We start from the raw sequence: 15,873 nt of genomic DNA, 5'->3' as shown, positions 1-15,873 counted from the left end.
AGTTTATCGTGTCGCATCTGTGCCGCATCGCCAAAATCGCGCATCCCCTGCTTCTGGCAGGCGTGGCCGCATTGGCGCTGTCGGCCTGCGCATCCAATCGGGGCCTATCGGCCGGCGCGGATTATTCCAGCCTCGTGGCCGGCCAGAGCCAGGTCGGTCTGGCGGAACTGACCGAGCGTTATCGCCGCAATCCCAAGGATCGGGCGGTGGTCATTCACTACGCCACCGTGCTGCGCGCCGCCGGGCAGCCGCAACAGGCCATCGCGGCCCTGGAGCAGGCCATGCTGGCTCATCCGGGCGACATGGCCATCAGCATCGCCTATGCCAAGGCGCTGACGGCGGCGGGGCGTTTCGAGCAATCGCTGACCGTGATCGGCAATGTGATCAGCCCCGACGCACCGGACTGGAATGCCCTATTGGTGCAAGGGGCGACGCTGGACCAGATGGGCCGGCATGACGACGCTCGTAAAATCTACGGCCAGGCCGCCGTGATCGCGCCGGGCGAGGCCTCCATCGAGACCAATCTCGGCCTGTCCTACGCCATGACCAATGATCTGACCCGGGCGGAGCAGCATCTGCGGCGCGCCGTGCAGATGCGCGGCGCCTCGGCCCAGACGCGGCAGAATCTGGCGCTGGTGGTCGGCTTGCAGGGCCGGTTCAGCGAGGCGCGGGCGCTCTATGCCGCCGAATTGCCGCCAGAGCAGGTCGAGGCCAATATGGCCTATATCAGGGCGCTGCTGACTCAGCACAACCGCTGGGACCTGATCGACAAGGGTTAGGGTGTTTCAGCTTTCCATGGAAGCGGTGACGTTCGCGTCCTCTCCCTCGAAAGGCTATGCATAGACGGCGTCTCGTTCCCGGATCGTTACCCTCGCGCTTGACGCGAGGGTTCTTGCGACGGACCCACAAACAGAGAACCCTCGCGTCAAGCGCGAGGGTGACGCACGGGGGGCGGGGGTGAGACGCCGATTCCGTCAAGGCCGAGCCGCCATGTAGCCGCTTCGGCTGCCGCCAAGCCTTTCCAGTGCCGCTTCTTCAGCCGCCGCCCATGGTCGAGGCGACCGTTCCGGTGAAGACCTTGATCATGGCCGGCGACAGGATGACGATGAACAGCACCGGCAGGAAGAAGATGATCAGCGGCACGGTGAGCTTGGGCGGCAAGGCGGCGGCCTTCTTCTCGGCCTCCATCATGCGGGCCTCGCGGCCTTCCTCGGCCATGACGCGCAGGGCCTGGCCTACCGAGGTGCCGTATCGGTCAGCCTGGATCAGGGCGGTCATCACCGCCTTGACGCCGTCGAGCCCGGTACGCCGGCCGAGATTTTCATAGGCGCGGGTGCGGTCTTCCAGGAAGGACAATTCGGCCATGGTGAGCGTCAGTTCTTCGCCCAGTTCGGCACTTTGCCCGCCGATTTCCTTGGCGACGCGCTTGAGCGCGTGTTCCATCGACATGCCCGCTTCGGCGCAAAGCAGCAGGAGGTCGAGACAATCGGGCCATGAGCGCCGGATGGAATGCTGGCGTTTCTGCGTCTTGTTCTTGAGCAGGAGCACCGGCAGATAGGCGCCGACCAGACCGGCGCCCACGGCATAGACCAGGTTGAGATAGGCCGGGCGGTCGCCGGGCGCGATCACCAGCAGGTAGAGCGCGGCGATGGCGAAGACCGCGATCGGCGTGACGAAACGCTGGAACAGATAAGTGGTCAGCGCCCCCTGCCCGCGCAGGCCGGCCATGGCCAGCTGATCGACGGTATTCTCGTCCTGGAACGCCTTTTTGAGGTCGAAACGCTCCACGGCATTTTTCATATAGGACTTGGTTTCGCTGCCGCGGCGGATCGAGGCACGAACATCCTGGGGGCCGCTGCCGCGCAGACGCGCCATTTCCTCGGCGCGCATGCGGTCGCGCTCCAGCGCCACCCGCCTGATGCGCCCCTTCATCTCCTGCTTGACGATGAGCGAGGTGCCGAAGGTGAAGACCACGGCCGCGGCGGAAATGGCGGCGAGAACCGCAATCAGGAAATCGCCCCGGGTCAGAAGTTCCACCATGTTCATCCGATTCCCCTGCGGTCAGATTTCGAACTGCACCATGCGGCTCATGACGAAGATGCCGGTCGCCAGCATCAGGATGCCAATGGCCAGGCAGATCTGACCGATGGGCGTGGCCACAAGCGGTAGCAGATAAGCGGGCGAGACGATGGAGACCATGACGGCCACCACGATAGGCAACGAGCCGATAATGCCCGCCGAGGCCTTGGCTTCGGACGACATCGCCTTGACCTTTTCCTTCATCTTCTTGCGGTTGCGCAGCACGCGGGCCAGATTGCCCAGCGCTTCGGACAGATTGCCGCCCGATTGCTGCTGCACCGAGATCACCACCACGAAGAAATTGACTTCCGGCAGCGGCACCCGATCGAGCAGCACCTGCACCGCTTCGGTCATGGAGAAGCCGAAGCTCTGCTGGTCGAGCACGCGGCCGAATTCGGATTTCACCGGCTCCTTGGTGTCCTTGGCCACCACCCGCATGGAATCGTTGAGCGGCAGGCCGGTCTTGACGCCGCGCACGATGGCCTCGATGGCGTTGGGCAATTCGTCCAGGAACCGGTCCTGATATTTCTTGCGCTTGCGCATCACATACATGCGCGGCAGCAGATAGCCGCCGGCGACCGCGAAAATGGCGGCAAAGAGCAGCGGCACCTGCACGAGGAACAGCACGATGAACAGGCCAATGCCGAAAATGATGCTGTTGCGGATGAAGGTCGCCGGGGCGATGGTCATGCCCGCCTGAAACAACAGATCGGACAGGCGCAGGCGCTTCCTGGCATTGAGTTCGTCGGCCTGCGACTTGAGCACCTGCTGCACATTCTTGCGGCGCGATTCGCGTGTGCGGTCGGCGTCGGCCTCGCGGCGATTGGCGCGGATATCGCCTTGAAAAGCCTTGCGGCGCTGGTCGGCGCGGCGGCTGCCCAGCGCCGAGGGCACCAAGGCAAAGCCGGCTGCCGCGACGGTGACCATGGCAAGAAGGGCAAGCAGCATGGTGTTCATGGCCACTACATCCCCAGGATTTCATGCTGTTCGGTATTGGCCATTTCCAGCGCCTCGACCAGATTGGCCTCTTCGTTGAAATAGCGGGCCCGTTCGGTGAATTGCGGCTTGGTGATGCCGGTGGAACGGTGCTTGCCAATGAGCATGCCGCCGCTATCCTCGCCCAGAATGTCATAGACGAACACGTCCTGGGTGACGATTACGTCGCCTTCCATTCCCAGCACTTCGGTGATGTGGGTGATGCGGCGCGAGCCGTCGCGCAGGCGGGCGGCCTGCACGATGACGTCGATGGAGGAGACGATCATTTCGCGGATGGTGCGGCTGGGCAGGGCATAGCCGCCCATGGTGATCATCGATTCCAGGCGCGACAGCGCCTCGCGCGGGCTATTGGCGTGCAGCGTACCCATCGAGCCGTCATGGCCGGTATTCATGGCCTGCAGCAGATCGAAACTTTCGGGGCCGCGCACTTCGCCGACGATGATGCGTTCCGGGCGCATGCGCAGGCAATTCTTGATGAGATCGCGCATGGTGATCTCGCCCTCGCCCTCAAGGTTGGGCGGGCGGGTTTCGAGGCGCACCACATGAGGCTGCTGCAATTGCAGTTCCGCCGAATCCTCGCAGGTGATGACGCGCTCGTCCTTCTCGATGAAGGCGGTGAGGCAATTGAGCAGGGTAGTCTTGCCCGAGCCGGTGCCGCCCGAAATCAGCACATTGGCCCGTACCCGGCCCAGAATGCGCAGCACTTCGGCGCCTTCGGGGGAAATGGAATTGTATTTGACCAACTGCTGGAGGGTCAGCTTGTCCTTCTTGAACTTGCGGATGGTCAGCGCGGCGCCGTCGATGGCAAGCGGCGGGGCGATGACGTTGACGCGCGAGCCATCGGGCAGGCGCGCGTCGCAGATCGGCGAGCTTTCATCGACCCGGCGGCCGACCTGGGAAACGATGCGCTGGCAGACATTCATCAGATGCGCGTCGTCGCGGAAGCGCACATTGGTGAGGCGCACCTTGCCGGCCACCTCGATATAGCATTTCTGGCTGCCATTCACCATGATATCGGCGATGTCGTCGCGGGCCAGCAGCGGTTCGAGCGGCCCATAGCCCAGCACGTCGTTGCAAATGTCCTCGAGCAGGTCTTCCTGCTCGGAGATCGACATGACGATGGATTTGAGCGCGATGATTTCCGAGACGATGTCGCGGATTTCCTCGCGCGCGGCCTGCTGCTCCATAGTGGCGAGCTGGCTGAGATCGATGGAATCGATCAGGGCGTTGAAAATGGCGGACTTGGTCTGGAAATATTCCTTGGCGCGCTCGGCGTCGGCGGGGGCGCGAACGTCGAGCACCTCATCGGTGGTGCGCATGCGCGCCGCCATATTGTCGGCGTCGCTGGCACGGCGCTGCGACGCGGACGGCGGCTGCCGCCCGGTTTCGACAGGCGGCGGGCTGGCGACGGGCCGGGGCGCCTCGCTGACGCCCGGCGTATTGCCTCCGAATGTGGTGCGCTTGCCAAACATATATTCCGTCCTCGCTGCGTGCCCGACCCGGCCCGTCAGGCTCGTTTCTTGAACAGGGTGGGCAGCTTGAGCAGGCTGGCGGACTTGCCCGCGCCATGGCCGGCCTGCCGCCCGGTGACCTGCATGCCGATGGACCGATAAACCTCGTTGACCTTGCTGTTGGCCGAGACCTCGGCAATCATCTGGCCGTTATTGGCGGCGGTGCCGAACAGGGCCGCGTCGAAGCCGATCTGGCCGAGCAGGCGGCATTCCACCGAATTGGCGAATTCGACGGCGCCGATCTCGGGACGCCGGGGCAGGTTCTGCTTGTTGATGACCAGGCCCGTGGCGTTCTCGGAGGGCCGCATGACCTTGATGGCGTCGACCAGGTTCTTGGCATTGCGCAGATTGGCCAGGTCCGGCTCGGCGACGATCACCACTTCGTCGAGCGAGGCCAGGGTCTGGCGGGTCCAGGCATTCCAGGTATGGGGAATGTCGAGGATGACGACCGGCACCGATTTCTGGCAGATTTCGATGATCTGCTCGAAATCGCGCTCCTCGAAATCCCAGGTGCGGTCCAGCATGGCCGGCGCGGTCAGCAGGTTGATATGGGCCGCCGCCTTGCTCATCAGGCGGTCCAGCATGGTCTGGTCGACCTTCTGGCTGGCGAGCACCGCATCGGCCAGGCCATGGGGCGGGTCCTGGTTGAAATTCAGCCCCGCAGTGCCGAAGGGCAGGTCCATATCGACGATCAGGCAATCCTGGCGCAGCGTCGTGGCGATGGACCAGGCGACATTGTGCGCGACGGTGGAGCCGCCCGAGCCGCCCTTGGCCGAGACGAAGCCGATAGTGCGCCCGATCGGGGCCGCGCCCTCGGCGGAATAAAGCTCGGTGATGGACGTCACGATGTCCTGGGCGCTGGCCGGCAGCACGATATATTCGGAAATGCCCGAGCGGATCAGCTCGCGATAGAGCAGGACGTCATTGACATGGCCGAGGACGATCACGCGGGTCGAGGCATCGCACACTTCGGCCAGGCGTCCGAGCGCCTGGGGGATTTCTTCCGGCGGCAAGGTGGTCTCGACGACAATGAGATTGGGTGTCGGATTGGCCTTGTAGGTCTCCACCGCGCCATCGATGCCGCCATTATGGGTGGTGAGCGCCACTTTGGACATGCGGCGGTCATGCATGGCGCTTTCGACCAATTGCGCGGTCTGCGAATGCTCGCAAAAGGCCTGGATGGTGATGCGCGGCACGAGGCGGGCGCCGGAGGCGATCTCGGCGGCGGGCTCTTCAACCTTGGGGGGCTGGTCGGGGGTGAGGAAACTCATTTGAAACGCTGCTCCTGATCCGCGATCAATCCAGGACGAAACCGACCGAGCCGGAATAGCCGGAGCGGAATTCGCCGGTGGCGCCGACGCCGTAAATATGCTCCAGCCGGCCGAGGAATACCGCTTCCGCATCCCCGCCTATGGTGGAGTAGTCGGTGGGCACGGCGACGGAATTGGCGGGACTGGGATTGACCAGATAGGGGGTGACGAGGATCACCAATTCGGTCTGCTGGCTGCGATATTCGTTGGAGCGGAACAGGGCGCCGAGAATGGGAATATTGCCCAGGCCCGGGATTTGGTTCATGTCCCTGCTGGAGGCTTCGCTCAACAGCCCGCCGATGGCAAGCGTCATGCCTGGCGACAATTCCACCGTGGTTTTCACGTCGCGACGGCTCAGGCTCGCACTGCCTGCGAGAAGTTCGGACACGCCGGTGTCCACCGCCAGCCCGATAGCGCCATTGGATTTGACCGTCGGCGTGAAGTTCAGCTTGACGCCATATTCCTTGAAGATCGTCGACGTCGCGCCGTTGGAATCCCTGCTGCTGATGGGGAACTCCCCGCCGACCAGGAATTCGGCGGACTGACCGGACATGGCGGTAAGAACCGGCTGCGCCAGAAGCCGCAGGGCATTGCGATTTTCCAACGCTTTCAGCTCGGCATTGAACTGCACGTCGCCTATCGGGAAGCTCGCATTGGCTCCATGGGGGCCCCATTGATCGCCAATCGTCGTCGTGCTGTTGAAGCCGAGCCCGACATTGCCGATCGTCGCCGACCCCGACAGATTGATGCCGAGTTGCTTGGCGACATCGCGGCGGATTTCCGAGACGGTGACCTGCAGCATGACCTGCTGGGCGCCGGAGACGTCGATGACATTGGCGACGTTGAGCGGATCGCCGGCGAACTGGACGGCGATGGCTTGGGCCCGCTCCTTGTCCTCGGCGGTGGGCACGGAGCCGGTGAGCACGACGCGGTTGGTGTCGCCGCCCAGGGTCACCGATTCGACGCGGATGCGCGAGCCGGGGATGACGCGGGCCAGAGCCGATTCGAGAGCGTTGCCGACCATGGAGGGCTGCTCGATGACCCGCAAGTCCAGCACCTGGATGGTGCGGCCATTATCGTCGAGGAAGAAAATATTGGTGTCGCCGCCGGTGACGCCCTGGACGATGGCGCGGGTGCGGGTCCGCATGATGGCGGCCGCCACCTGGGGCTGGGAGACGATGACTTCGGCCACGCCCGCCGGCAGGTCGATGATCATCGATTTGTTGAGCTCCACATCCATCTTGCGCACCGCGCCATAGGCGCTGGCCGAAATGGTCACCTGCGCCTGGGCCTGGGCGAAGGCCGGCGCTGCGGGCGCCAGCAGCGCCATCAGGGCGGCGGAGGCCAGCAACACGGCGCGGGCCGGATGGCGGGACTTGCGGGCTGTTACGTTTTCCATCGTCGCGTCCCTATTGCGGCAGGACCTGCGGCATATCGGATGCCGACTGGAACTGATTGTCTTCGATAAAGCCGGCCTCGTCGGCCGAGGCGAAAATGTCGTGCCGCTGCTCGCCGGGCGAAGCGCCAGTGATAACGCTTTGCTCCCGGCCATAGCGGATGATGCGAACCGCCTGGTTGGATGCGGTCGCCAGGCCCGGATCGACGCGGTTGAAATCGGCGACCGAGCGCAGGGTCAGGGTCAGTTGACCGCGCGTCGAGGCATTGATGAGGGTTTCGGCGCCCGCGGGGTCCAGTTCCAGCGTGGCGATGGTGCTGCTGTCGAAGGTTTCCGGATTGGGGCCGGAGCCGTCGCCCTCATTGCCGCCGCTGGCGCCCATTTCGCCCAGCCGCTTGCCGATGGCGAGCACCCGCACGTCCGAGAGAATGACTTCGGAGCGCTGGCCGCTGGCGCTGGCCGTGGTCAGGACGACATCGACATGATCGTTGGGCACCACGAAGCCGCCGGCGCTGGAGGCGGCGGTGACGCCGACCGAGACGCCGCGCTTGCCCTGGGCCAGAACCGCGGAAAGATAGCCCTGGTCGGAGCGTACCAGCTTGGCCTCGCGGATCGGCTCGCCGGGGAAGAATTCGAAGCGCGCCACGGCGTCGGTCAGATCGGCCGGCGCGTCGGGCATGGCGGCGATGGTGACATATTCGGAGCGCAGCGCCCCTTGCGGCCAATCCTGCCATTCGACCGAAGCCGGTCCCAGCCGCTCACCGATGCCGATCCCGGTTTTAGCCACCAGGATCCGGGTCTTGGCTTCCTCGACGACTTCGGTAACGACCTGCGGCGATTGCGGCGACGACGCCCCGCCACCGCGCGTGACCAGGAAGGCCGCGAGGCCGCCGGCCACCAGGGCCACCAACAACAGGATGATACGCGCCGGTCTCATGACCTACTCCGGTTGTATATCGAGCAAAAGGCCCAATTCCACCGGCTGAACTATGCAAGCAAAGGGTCAAATTTTAGTTAATCAGCGCTTTGCGAAAAGCGTTAACAATCGATGAATACTCGCTTTTTGCAAATAAACCCTTGCCTTCGGACCGGAGCCGGAGCGTGGGTCAGGCGACGAGCCGCTCGAAAATCACGGTATTGGAATAGGTGAGCAGGCCGGCAATGGCCATGGCGACCCCATAGGGCACCCCCTGCTTGGGGTCATGCAGCCGGTTGAGCCATTCGAAACGGGCGATGAAGGGTGTCAGCGGTATGCGGCGTAAAGCCAGCACCGCCAGCGTCAGCGCGCCGCCCAGCAGCGCCGTATAGACGAGATAAGGCAGGGTCAGGCCGAAGCCCAGCCACAGCGTCGTCGCCGCCGCCAGCTTGGCATCGCCACCGCCGATCCAGCGCATGGCGAACATGCCGAAGGCGACCACCAGTACGACGAAGGCGCAAAGAACATGCATGGCGAATTGCTGGAGTGGAAGTTCCACCAATAGCGCCACCACCAGGAATCCCGCGGTCAGCACCAGCACCAATTTGTTGGAGATGCGCATGGTGAGCAGGTCGGACGAGGCCGCGAAAGCCATGAGCAGTGGAAAGAACAGCAGCACCACATTGTAAAACATCTTGCCCACCAACAAACGAAAACCCACCGGACAGAAAATTCTGCCACGAGTGAGCTTAAAAAAGGGCAAATTTGAAGAAGAGTGGATTTGCTAGGGGGCGAGAGCGGCTACGACCTCGGTGCGAACAGTATCCCACAGGGAACCCAATCCACCGCCCAGCAGAAAGGCGGAACTGACAACGGCCACGGACAAGAGCGAAGCGATTAGCGCGTATTCTATCGCGGTCGCACCATCTTCGTCTGCCAAGAAACGGCTCATTCGAGTCACTAGACCAGAATGCACGACATTTGTGTCAGGCATGGCGGCTCCTCTCGCCAGCGGGGCCCGAACAGAAAGGGCCTTCCTTCTGGAAGGCCCTCAATGACATCTAGCGACTTACGGAGGGGTGCCTGCCGGGTTCCCAGTGAGCCGATTATTAATGTCGGTAAAGACGCCTGACAGCGTATTACCCAGCGTCGACACGGCAACGATGATACCAACGGAGATAAGTGCGGCGATCAGGCCGTACTCGATTGCGGTCGCGCCCGACTCGTCCTGCGCGAAACGTGCGAAAATGTTCATTCCCAGGCTCCTTTTTTACACGTCCTCGAGTGAGCGTAGCGTCGGGCCACGTCACACAGCGAACATGGGCAGAAGCTACCGGCGGCGGGTTGAAATAGCGTTAATTGGCGTGGCGCTTTCTCGACTATTCAAGCCCGCCTTCTTCTTGGTAATCAGGGAGTTAAAGAAATAGTTCGCCTTTTATACTTCCCGTAACTGCAATAGAGAAAGCCTCTCTTATGGGCGAGAAACGTGGCGCGGCGCTGGCGGCGTTTGCCAAGTATTTACCATTAAGCGGGATTGTAGGGCAGTGTATCAGTACCTTGGAAGCCCGCCATGTCCCGTCTTGCCGCCGCCCTGCTGCTTGCCGCCAGCCTGTTGGCGCCGCTGCCCGCCCTGGCGCAGGACGGCGCGCCGATCAATGTCAATGTGAACATGGCGCGGGTGCTGCGCATCTCGTCCCCCGCCGCCACGGTGATCGTCGGCAATCCCGGCATTGCCGATGTGACCATTCAGGACCCGATGACCCTGGTGCTGACCGGCAAGAGCTATGGCCAGACCAATCTGATCGTCCTGGACAGCCGGGGCGAACCCATTGCCGACACGCTGGTGGAAGTGGTGCAGATGCAGGCAGGGGTGATGACCGTCTATCAGGGCCAGGCGCGCACCACCCTGGCCTGCGCCCCGACCTGCCAGCCCGTGGTCATGATGGGCGATGACAACAGCTTTGCCAGCCAGACCCTGGCTTCCTCGCAAATGGTGCAATCGGCCGCGAATTGACGGGGATTTAATACCCCGTTCACCATGTCGCACAACGCCGCCAATCCAAAGCAATTCACTAACCTTGGATTAGTGCAAAGCCCTTAGCTTTAGCCCCGTACGCAACCATGCGTGGGCCATGAGCAAGAACTTCGCCAGATTTGCCGGATTGTTCCGCCGCCAACGGCGCGGAATCCTGCGCGATGAACAAGGCGCCACGGCGGTGGAATTCGCCTTGCTCGCTTTTCCATTCTTCCTGATCCTGGCCGGAATACTCCAGACCTCGGTGATTTTTCTGGCCAGCCAGGTACTGGAAAGCGCCGTCCACGACGCCTCGCGCGCCATCCGCACCGGCCAGGTCCAGCAGAGCGGGGATTCGCTGGAGGACTTCCGCAGCCAGGTATGCGACCGGCTTTTCGGCCTGTTTCCCGATTGCTCGGGCCTGCATATGCGGGTGGTCGAAGTGATCAATTTCCAGTCCGCCACCATCTCGGTGCCGGTGGAAACGACCTGTAGCGGCGATTGCGACTGGACCATTCTGGAAGCCTGGTCCCCGGGCGACGGCAAGAGCATCGTTTTGGTCCAGGTCTATTATCGCTATCCGGTGGCGCTGCAATTCGGACCGCTGGGCATGGCCAATCTGCCCAATGGCAGCCGCCTGCTCGGCACCGCGACGGTGTTCCAGAACGAGCCCTTCACATGAGGAAGGGCTGGCGCTGCACCATGGCCCTGCTGGCCCGGCTGAGGCGCGCCGAACGCGGCGTCGCCGCGGTCGAATTCGCCCTGATCCTGCCCATCATGCTGCTGGTTTATATCGGCTCCATCGAGGCCAGCACGCTGATTTCCATGGACCGTAAGGTGCAATCCGTGGCCGGCGCGGTGGGCGATCTGGTGGCCCGCACCGATCAGAGGCTGACCGCCAACCAGATGCAGGATTATTTCCGCGCCGCCAGCGGCATCATGACCCCCTATTCCTTCGACCCGGTGCGGCAGGTGGTGATAGCGGTTTCGGTGAGCGATGACGGCATCGCCACGGTGGCCTGGTCGCGCCAGTTCCAGCACGGGACCTATTCGGCCGCCACTCCGTATAGCGATGGCTCGAGATTTCCGCTGCCCGACGAGATGATCGCCATCTCCAAGGGGCGGATGGTGATCGCGGCGGAGGCGTCCTATTCCTATACGCCGCTTTTCGGCCTGATCTTCAACCAACCGGTCGGGCTCTACCGCTCCAGCTTCTTCCTGCCCCGGTTCGGCGGCAGGATCGAGCTCAATTAGGGCCGCCCTTGCCCGTATTGGCGGGCCATGCCACAAGCCGGGCATCCTTTCCTTCCATCCGGTAATCGAGCATGCACGACACCATCATTCCTGTCTTCGATCTGGGCGGCGTCTTCGTCGACTGGAACCCCCTCTATCTTTTCCGCAAACTGTTCGAGACCGAGGAAGAGGCCGTCTGGTTCCACGAGAATATCTGCACCGGCGACTGGAACCTCGAATTCGACGCAGGCGAAATCTATGCCGAGGGCGTCGCCAAGCTGGTGACGCGCTTTCCCAAATATTGGCGCGAGATTCAGGCCTTCGACCAGCGCTGGACCGAGACTTTCGGCCCCCATATCCAGGGCACGATCGACATCCATAACGAATTGGTCGAACAGGACATCCCCACCTTCGCCATCACCAATTTCTCCTGGGAGAAATGGATGACAAGGCTGGGCGAATGGCCGTTCCTCGAAAAATTCGACGGGGTGATCGTCTCCGGCCTCGAAGGCATGGTGAAGCCCGATCCCAGGATTTACCGCATTTTCTGCGAGCGCTACGGCCTGGCGCCGGAAAGCTGCGTTTTCATTGACGACAGCGAGCCCAATATCGTGACGGCGCGAAAGTTCGGCATGCATGGCATCCACTTCAAGGACCCGGTGCATCTGCGCCAGGATCTGATCGCGCTGGGCCTGCCGCTCAAGGCGAAGTAAGGCGCGGCCATAAGATTGGCCCACACCAAACACTCGTCACCCTCGCGCTCGACGCGAGGGTCCTTTGTTTATAGGGCCTGCCGCAAGAGCCCTCGCGGCAAGCGCGAGGATGACGATCCAGGAAAGATCCGTCTTTTCGCCGCTACTTCGTCCCATACATGCGGTCGCCGGCATCGCCGAGGCCGGGCACGATATAGCCCTTCTCGTTGAGATGGCTGTCGATGGCGGCGGTATAGACCGGAACGTCAGGATGGGCTTCGGTGAAGTGCTTGACGCCTTCGGGCGCCGCCAGCAGGCAGAGGAAGCGGATATTGTTGGCGCCGCGCTCCTTGAGCTTTTCTATGGCCACTGTCGCCGAATTGGCGGTGGCCAGCATGGGATCGACGACGATGATCAGGCGGTCTTCGAGGCTCGAAGGCGCCTTGAAGTAATATTCGACCGGCTCCAGCGTCTCGTGGTCGCGATACATGCCGATATGGGCGACGCGGGCGGCGGGCACCAGATCGAGCATGCCGTCGAGCAGGCCATTGCCGGCGCGCAGGATGGAGGCGAAAACCAGCTTCTTGCCCTTGATCGCCGGCGATTTCATCGGCGCCATGGGCGTTTCGATATCGATCATTTCCAGTTCGAGATCGCGCGTCACCTCGTAGCACATCAGATGGGCGATCTCGCGCAGCAGCCGCCGGAACCCGGCGATCGAGGTTTCCTTGTTGCGCATGATCGTCAGCTTGTGCTGGATCAATGGGTGATCGATGAGTGTTACATTGCCCACGACCTTGCTCATCTCGACCACCTCAATTTTGCTGCTTACAGGAAGGATTTGCCGTGGCGGCCGGGTGCGAGCCCCAGCCAGGCGGCAATAGTCTCGCCAATATCCGCGAAGGTGGAGCGAATGCCAATCTCTCCCGGCGCGAGGGCTGGGGAAAAGACCAGGATGGGCACCTGTTCGCGCGTATGATCGGTGCCCGGCCAGGTCGGATCGTTGCCGTGATCGGCCGTCAGCACCAGCAGGTCGTCGTGGCGCATCCTGGCAATGATCTCGCGCAGGCGGGAATCGAATAATTCCAGCGCGGCGGCATAGCCCGGCACGTCGCGGCGATGGCCGTATTCGCTGTCGAAATCGACGAAATTAGTCATGATGAAGGCGCGGTCCGCCGCCATTTCCATGGCGTCGAGCGTCTTGTCGAAGAGCTGCGGAATGCCGGTTCCCTTGATTTTATGCGTGACCCCGGAGCCGGCGTAAATGTCGGAAATCTTGCCGATGGCAAAGACCTGATTGCCCGCTGCCGCATTGCGGTCGAGCAGGGTGGGTTCGGGCGGTGTCATGGCATAATCGCGCCGATTACCGGTACGTTTGAAGCTGGCGGCAGTTTCGCCGATAAAGGGGCGGGCGATGACCCGGCCGATCTTGAGCTTTTCGGTCAATTCGAAGGCGATGCGGCAAATCTCGTAGAGCCGATCAAGCCCGAAATGGGTTTCGTGCGCCGCGATCTGGAAGACGCTGTCGATGGAAGTATAGCAGATCGGCTTGCCGGTCCGGATATGCTCCTCGCCCAATTCGGCGATGATATCGGTGCCCGAAGCGTGCTTATCGCCGAGAATGCCCGGCAAGCGCGCGCGGCGGATGAATTCCTCGATCAGCTCGGCAGGAAAGGCCGGGACCGAGTGCGGGAAATAACCCCATTCGAACGGCACCGGCACGCCCGCAATCTCCCAATGGCCGGACGGCGTGTCCTTGCCCCTCGAGATTTCGCGGCCGACGCCGAAGCGGCCGCCCTTCGGGCTGGCCGACAAACCGGGAGGCGTCATGCCGCTGGACAGCTTGAGCGCCGCGCCGAGGCCCATCGCGTCCATATTGGGCACATGGAGGAGACCGGCGCGCAGGCCTTGCCGGTCGGCCCTGCCCGTCGCGGCCCATTCGGCAATGTGGCCGAGCGTATTGGCGCCTTCGTCTCCATAGGCGGCGGCATCGGGCGCACCGCCGATACCGACGCTATCGAGCAGGCAGACTATGGCGCGGGGCATGAAACGAGGTCCTTCCTGATCTGGATAGTCCTGTCGGCGGTCAGGTTGAGAGCAAGCGGGATCATGGCGGCGCGATCCGGCCGGCAATCAGCGGGTGGGGGCCAGCCTGATCCCCAAGCCGATAGGCCGCCTTGATCCGCGCTTCGGCATCGGCGGCGCTGGCGGCATCGGCGGCGTGCAGGCGGGCAATCGGGGTTTTTCCATCCAGCACCATCCCCAGGCCGGCCAGCCGGTCGAAGCCGACGCGGTGGTCGATGCTGTCGGCAGGATTGGCGCGGCCGCCCCCCAGGGCGACCACAGCCATGCCCAGGCCGCGCGTGTCGATGGCCGCGATCGTCCCCTGCCCCGCCAGGAAGACGTCGCGCACGATGGGCGCTGGAGCGAGGTGGCGGTCCAGGCGCTCGACGAAATCGGCCGGCCCGCCGAGGCCGGCGACCATCCGGCCGAAGCGTTCGGCCGCACTGCCATTGTCGAGTACCGCCTCGACCATGGCGCGGGCATTGTCGGGCGAGGATGCCTTGCCGGCCATCAGCGCCACTTCGGCGCAAAGCGCCAGGGTGACCTCGCGCAGACGCGAATCCTGATGCGCGCCGGTCAGGAAGTCGACCGCGTTGCGCACTTCAAGGCCGTTGCCGGCGGCGCTGGCCAGGGGCTCGTTCATATCGGTGATGAGGGCGCCGGTTCTGAGGCCGGCGCCATTGGCCACGCTCACCAGGCTTTGCGCCAGGTCCCGGGATCGCTCCAGCGTCGGCATGAAGGCGCCGGAACCGGTCTTCACATCGAGGATCAGGGCGCCGAGCCCGGCGGCGAGTTTCTTGCTCAGGATCGAGGCGGTGATCAGGGCAATGGAATCGACTGTCGCGGTGACGTCGCGGATGGCATAGAGCGTCTTGTCGGCGGGGGCGAGATCAGCGGTCTGGCCGATAATGGCGCAGCCGGCCTGCGTCACCACCTGGCGGAACAAGGCGTTGTCGGGGCTGGTCGTATAGCCGGGAATGGCGTCGAACTTGTCCAGCGTGCCGCCGGTATGGCCGAGGCCGCGGCCGGAAATCATCGGCACATAGATGCCGATGGCGGCAAGGATCGGGGCCAGCATGAGCGAGACATTGTCCCCTACCCCGCCGGTCGAATGCTTGTCGGCCACCGGGCCGTCGAGCTCGGACCAGTCGAGCACCGCGCCGCTATCGCGCATGGCCAGGGTGAGGGCTACGCGCTCATCCATGCTCATGTCACGGAAATAGATCGCCATGGCAAAGGCGGCGGCCTGGGCCTCGGACACCGAGCCCTCGGCAAATCCGGCGATGAATTGAGCAATGTCGGCACCCGCCAGGGCCTCGCCATTGCGTTTTTTCAGGATGATTTCCTGGGGGAGAAAGACCATGGCCGGCCTATAGGCGGAAGAGCCGGACCGGCGGCTTGTCGGCACGGGCGATCACCTGCTTGGCCTCCAGATCGAGTTGCACGGCCTTGATCCACCAGCCCGCCTTGTCCCCCCCCGGAAACAGCTCCTGTGGCAGATTGGGCTTCACCGCCGCGATGAGATCGCTCACCGATAGACCTGGCGCGGCGCCGGGAAGCGCGGCCAGCACGGCTGCCCGCATGGCTGCGAACTTCTCGGCATCCACCCGATAGGTCTTGCCCGGCTGGCCGACATTCTCGATTTCGATCTTCTCAGCCATG

18 protein-coding genes are annotated in these 15,873 nt (G+C 63.3%); 5 read left to right on the top strand and 13 right to left on the bottom strand.

Going from position 1 to position 15,873, the window contains the following annotated elements:
* Window positions 1-8 precede the first annotated feature (8 nt).
* Window positions 9-779, top strand: coding sequence for a tetratricopeptide repeat protein (locus tag O9Z70_RS01975; protein WP_286020823.1), 771 nt, complete (start codon window positions 9-11; stop codon window positions 777-779).
* 256 nt (window positions 780-1,035) lie between these two features.
* On the opposite strand, the gene O9Z70_RS01970 is transcribed toward O9Z70_RS01975, so the two are convergent.
* The 9 genes from O9Z70_RS01970 to O9Z70_RS01930 form a co-directional block, all read right to left on the bottom strand.
* Window positions 1,036-2,046 (bottom strand): type II secretion system F family protein, encoded by a 1,011-nt coding sequence (locus O9Z70_RS01970; protein ID WP_286020822.1) that lies wholly within the window; start codon window positions 2,044-2,046, stop codon window positions 1,036-1,038.
* A 15-nt stretch (window positions 2,047-2,061) separates the two neighbouring features.
* On the bottom strand, window positions 2,062-3,036 hold the full coding sequence (locus O9Z70_RS01965; protein ID WP_286020821.1) for a type II secretion system F family protein: 975 nt from the start codon (window positions 3,034-3,036) through the stop codon (window positions 2,062-2,064).
* Between the two features lie 5 nt (window positions 3,037-3,041).
* The gene (locus O9Z70_RS01960) at window positions 3,042-4,547 is read right to left on the bottom strand and encodes a TadA family conjugal transfer-associated ATPase (RefSeq protein ID WP_502870153.1); all 1,506 of its coding nucleotides are present in this window, start codon (window positions 4,545-4,547) and stop codon (window positions 3,042-3,044) included.
* 35 nt (window positions 4,548-4,582) lie between these two features.
* Window positions 4,583-5,857 (bottom strand): CpaE/TadZ family protein, encoded by a 1,275-nt coding sequence (locus O9Z70_RS01955; protein WP_286020820.1) that lies wholly within the window; start codon window positions 5,855-5,857, stop codon window positions 4,583-4,585.
* A gap of 25 nt (window positions 5,858-5,882) precedes the next feature.
* Window positions 5,883-7,295, bottom strand: coding sequence for a type II and III secretion system protein family protein (locus O9Z70_RS01950; RefSeq protein ID WP_286020819.1), 1,413 nt, complete (start codon window positions 7,293-7,295; stop codon window positions 5,883-5,885).
* Window positions 7,296-7,305: 10 nt separating this feature from the next.
* A complete protein-coding gene (gene cpaB, locus O9Z70_RS01945; protein ID WP_286020818.1) occupies window positions 7,306-8,229 on the bottom strand; it encodes a Flp pilus assembly protein CpaB in 924 nt (307 codons plus the stop codon).
* A 169-nt stretch (window positions 8,230-8,398) separates the two neighbouring features.
* Entirely contained in the window at window positions 8,399-8,929 is a 531-nt protein-coding gene (locus O9Z70_RS01940; RefSeq protein ID WP_353057807.1) for an A24 family peptidase, read from the bottom strand.
* 63 nt (window positions 8,930-8,992) lie between these two features.
* Complete coding sequence (locus tag O9Z70_RS01935) at window positions 8,993-9,160, bottom strand: Flp family type IVb pilin (protein ID WP_286022062.1); 168 nt, start codon at window positions 9,158-9,160, stop codon at window positions 8,993-8,995.
* Between the two features lie 117 nt (window positions 9,161-9,277).
* Window positions 9,278-9,463: a Flp family type IVb pilin gene (locus tag O9Z70_RS01930; RefSeq protein ID WP_286020817.1), complete on the bottom strand. Its 186-nt coding sequence runs from the start codon at window positions 9,461-9,463 to the stop codon at window positions 9,278-9,280.
* Between the two features lie 315 nt (window positions 9,464-9,778).
* Here O9Z70_RS01930 and O9Z70_RS01925 point away from each other — a divergent pair, with 315 nt between their 5' ends.
* The 4 genes from O9Z70_RS01925 (at window position 9,779) to O9Z70_RS01910 (ending at window position 12,168) form a co-directional block, all read left to right on the top strand.
* Window positions 9,779-10,222, top strand: a complete 444-nt coding sequence (locus tag O9Z70_RS01925) for a pilus assembly protein N-terminal domain-containing protein (protein WP_286020816.1) — start codon at window positions 9,779-9,781, stop codon at window positions 10,220-10,222.
* Window positions 10,223-10,340: 118 nt separating this feature from the next.
* Window positions 10,341-10,904 carry a TadE/TadG family type IV pilus assembly protein gene (locus O9Z70_RS01920; RefSeq protein WP_286020815.1) on the top strand — a complete coding sequence of 188 codons (564 nt, stop codon included), beginning with the start codon at window positions 10,341-10,343 and terminating at the stop codon, window positions 10,902-10,904.
* Window positions 10,901-11,476 carry a TadE/TadG family type IV pilus assembly protein gene (locus tag O9Z70_RS01915; RefSeq protein ID WP_286020814.1) on the top strand — a complete coding sequence of 192 codons (576 nt, stop codon included), beginning with the start codon at window positions 10,901-10,903 and terminating at the stop codon, window positions 11,474-11,476. Before O9Z70_RS01920 ends, O9Z70_RS01915 begins: the two co-directional genes overlap by 4 nt.
* A gap of 71 nt (window positions 11,477-11,547) precedes the next feature.
* Entirely contained in the window at window positions 11,548-12,168 is a 621-nt protein-coding gene (locus O9Z70_RS01910; protein ID WP_286020813.1) for an HAD family hydrolase, read from the top strand.
* Window positions 12,169-12,310: 142 nt separating this feature from the next.
* On the opposite strand, the gene upp is transcribed toward O9Z70_RS01910, so the two are convergent.
* The 4 genes from upp to O9Z70_RS01890 all read right to left on the bottom strand — a co-directional run bounded on the left by upp (window position 12,311) and on the right by O9Z70_RS01890 (window position 15,872).
* A complete protein-coding gene (gene upp / locus O9Z70_RS01905) occupies window positions 12,311-12,940 on the bottom strand; it encodes a uracil phosphoribosyltransferase (RefSeq protein WP_286022061.1) in 630 nt (209 codons plus the stop codon).
* A gap of 35 nt (window positions 12,941-12,975) precedes the next feature.
* A complete protein-coding gene (locus O9Z70_RS01900) occupies window positions 12,976-14,193 on the bottom strand; it encodes a phosphopentomutase (protein WP_286020812.1) in 1,218 nt (405 codons plus the stop codon).
* Between the two features lie 61 nt (window positions 14,194-14,254).
* The gene (gene deoA, locus O9Z70_RS01895) at window positions 14,255-15,574 is read right to left on the bottom strand and encodes a thymidine phosphorylase (protein ID WP_286020811.1); all 1,320 of its coding nucleotides are present in this window, start codon (window positions 15,572-15,574) and stop codon (window positions 14,255-14,257) included.
* A 7-nt stretch (window positions 15,575-15,581) separates the two neighbouring features.
* Window positions 15,582-15,872, bottom strand: a complete 291-nt coding sequence (locus tag O9Z70_RS01890; protein ID WP_286020810.1) for a DUF6958 family protein — start codon at window positions 15,870-15,872, stop codon at window positions 15,582-15,584.
* Window position 15,873 lies beyond the last annotated feature (1 nt).

The sequence above is a fragment of the Devosia sp. YIM 151766 genome (assembly GCF_030285925.1).
In the GTDB taxonomy this organism is placed as follows: domain Bacteria; phylum Pseudomonadota; class Alphaproteobacteria; order Rhizobiales; family Devosiaceae; genus Devosia.
Note: the sequence above shows the minus strand (reverse complement) of the source record. Positions and strands in the feature narration are given on the sequence as shown.

Excerpts from the sequence above, each read along its gene's own strand:
- O9Z70_RS01970 (WP_286020822.1), bottom strand. The coding sequence starts at position 2,046 with ATGAACATGGTGGAACTTCTGACCCGGGGCGATTTCCTGATTGCGGTT.
- O9Z70_RS01965 (WP_286020821.1), bottom strand. The coding sequence starts at position 3,036 with ATGAACACCATGCTGCTTGCCCTTCTTGCCATGGTCACCGTCGCGGCA.
- O9Z70_RS01960 (WP_502870153.1), bottom strand. The coding sequence starts at position 4,547 with ATGTTTGGCAAGCGCACCACATTCGGAGGCAATACGCCGGGCGTCAGC.
- O9Z70_RS01955 (WP_286020820.1), bottom strand. The coding sequence starts at position 5,857 with ATGAGTTTCCTCACCCCCGACCAGCCCCCCAAGGTTGAAGAGCCCGCC.
- O9Z70_RS01950 (WP_286020819.1), bottom strand. The coding sequence starts at position 7,295 with ATGGAAAACGTAACAGCCCGCAAGTCCCGCCATCCGGCCCGCGCCGTG.
- cpaB (WP_286020818.1), bottom strand. The coding sequence starts at position 8,229 with ATGAGACCGGCGCGTATCATCCTGTTGTTGGTGGCCCTGGTGGCCGGC.
- O9Z70_RS01935 (WP_286022062.1), bottom strand. The coding sequence starts at position 9,160 with ATGAGCCGTTTCTTGGCAGACGAAGATGGTGCGACCGCGATAGAATAC.
- O9Z70_RS01930 (WP_286020817.1), bottom strand. The coding sequence starts at position 9,463 with ATGAACATTTTCGCACGTTTCGCGCAGGACGAGTCGGGCGCGACCGCA.
- O9Z70_RS01925 (WP_286020816.1), top strand. The coding sequence starts at position 9,779 with ATGTCCCGTCTTGCCGCCGCCCTGCTGCTTGCCGCCAGCCTGTTGGCG.
- O9Z70_RS01920 (WP_286020815.1), top strand. The coding sequence starts at position 10,341 with ATGAGCAAGAACTTCGCCAGATTTGCCGGATTGTTCCGCCGCCAACGG.
- O9Z70_RS01915 (WP_286020814.1), top strand. The coding sequence starts at position 10,901 with ATGAGGAAGGGCTGGCGCTGCACCATGGCCCTGCTGGCCCGGCTGAGG.
- O9Z70_RS01910 (WP_286020813.1), top strand. The coding sequence starts at position 11,548 with ATGCACGACACCATCATTCCTGTCTTCGATCTGGGCGGCGTCTTCGTC.
- O9Z70_RS01900 (WP_286020812.1), bottom strand. The coding sequence starts at position 14,193 with ATGCCCCGCGCCATAGTCTGCCTGCTCGATAGCGTCGGTATCGGCGGT.
- deoA (WP_286020811.1), bottom strand. The coding sequence starts at position 15,574 with ATGGTCTTTCTCCCCCAGGAAATCATCCTGAAAAAACGCAATGGCGAG.
- O9Z70_RS01890 (WP_286020810.1), bottom strand. The coding sequence starts at position 15,872 with ATGGCTGAGAAGATCGAAATCGAGAATGTCGGCCAGCCGGGCAAGACC.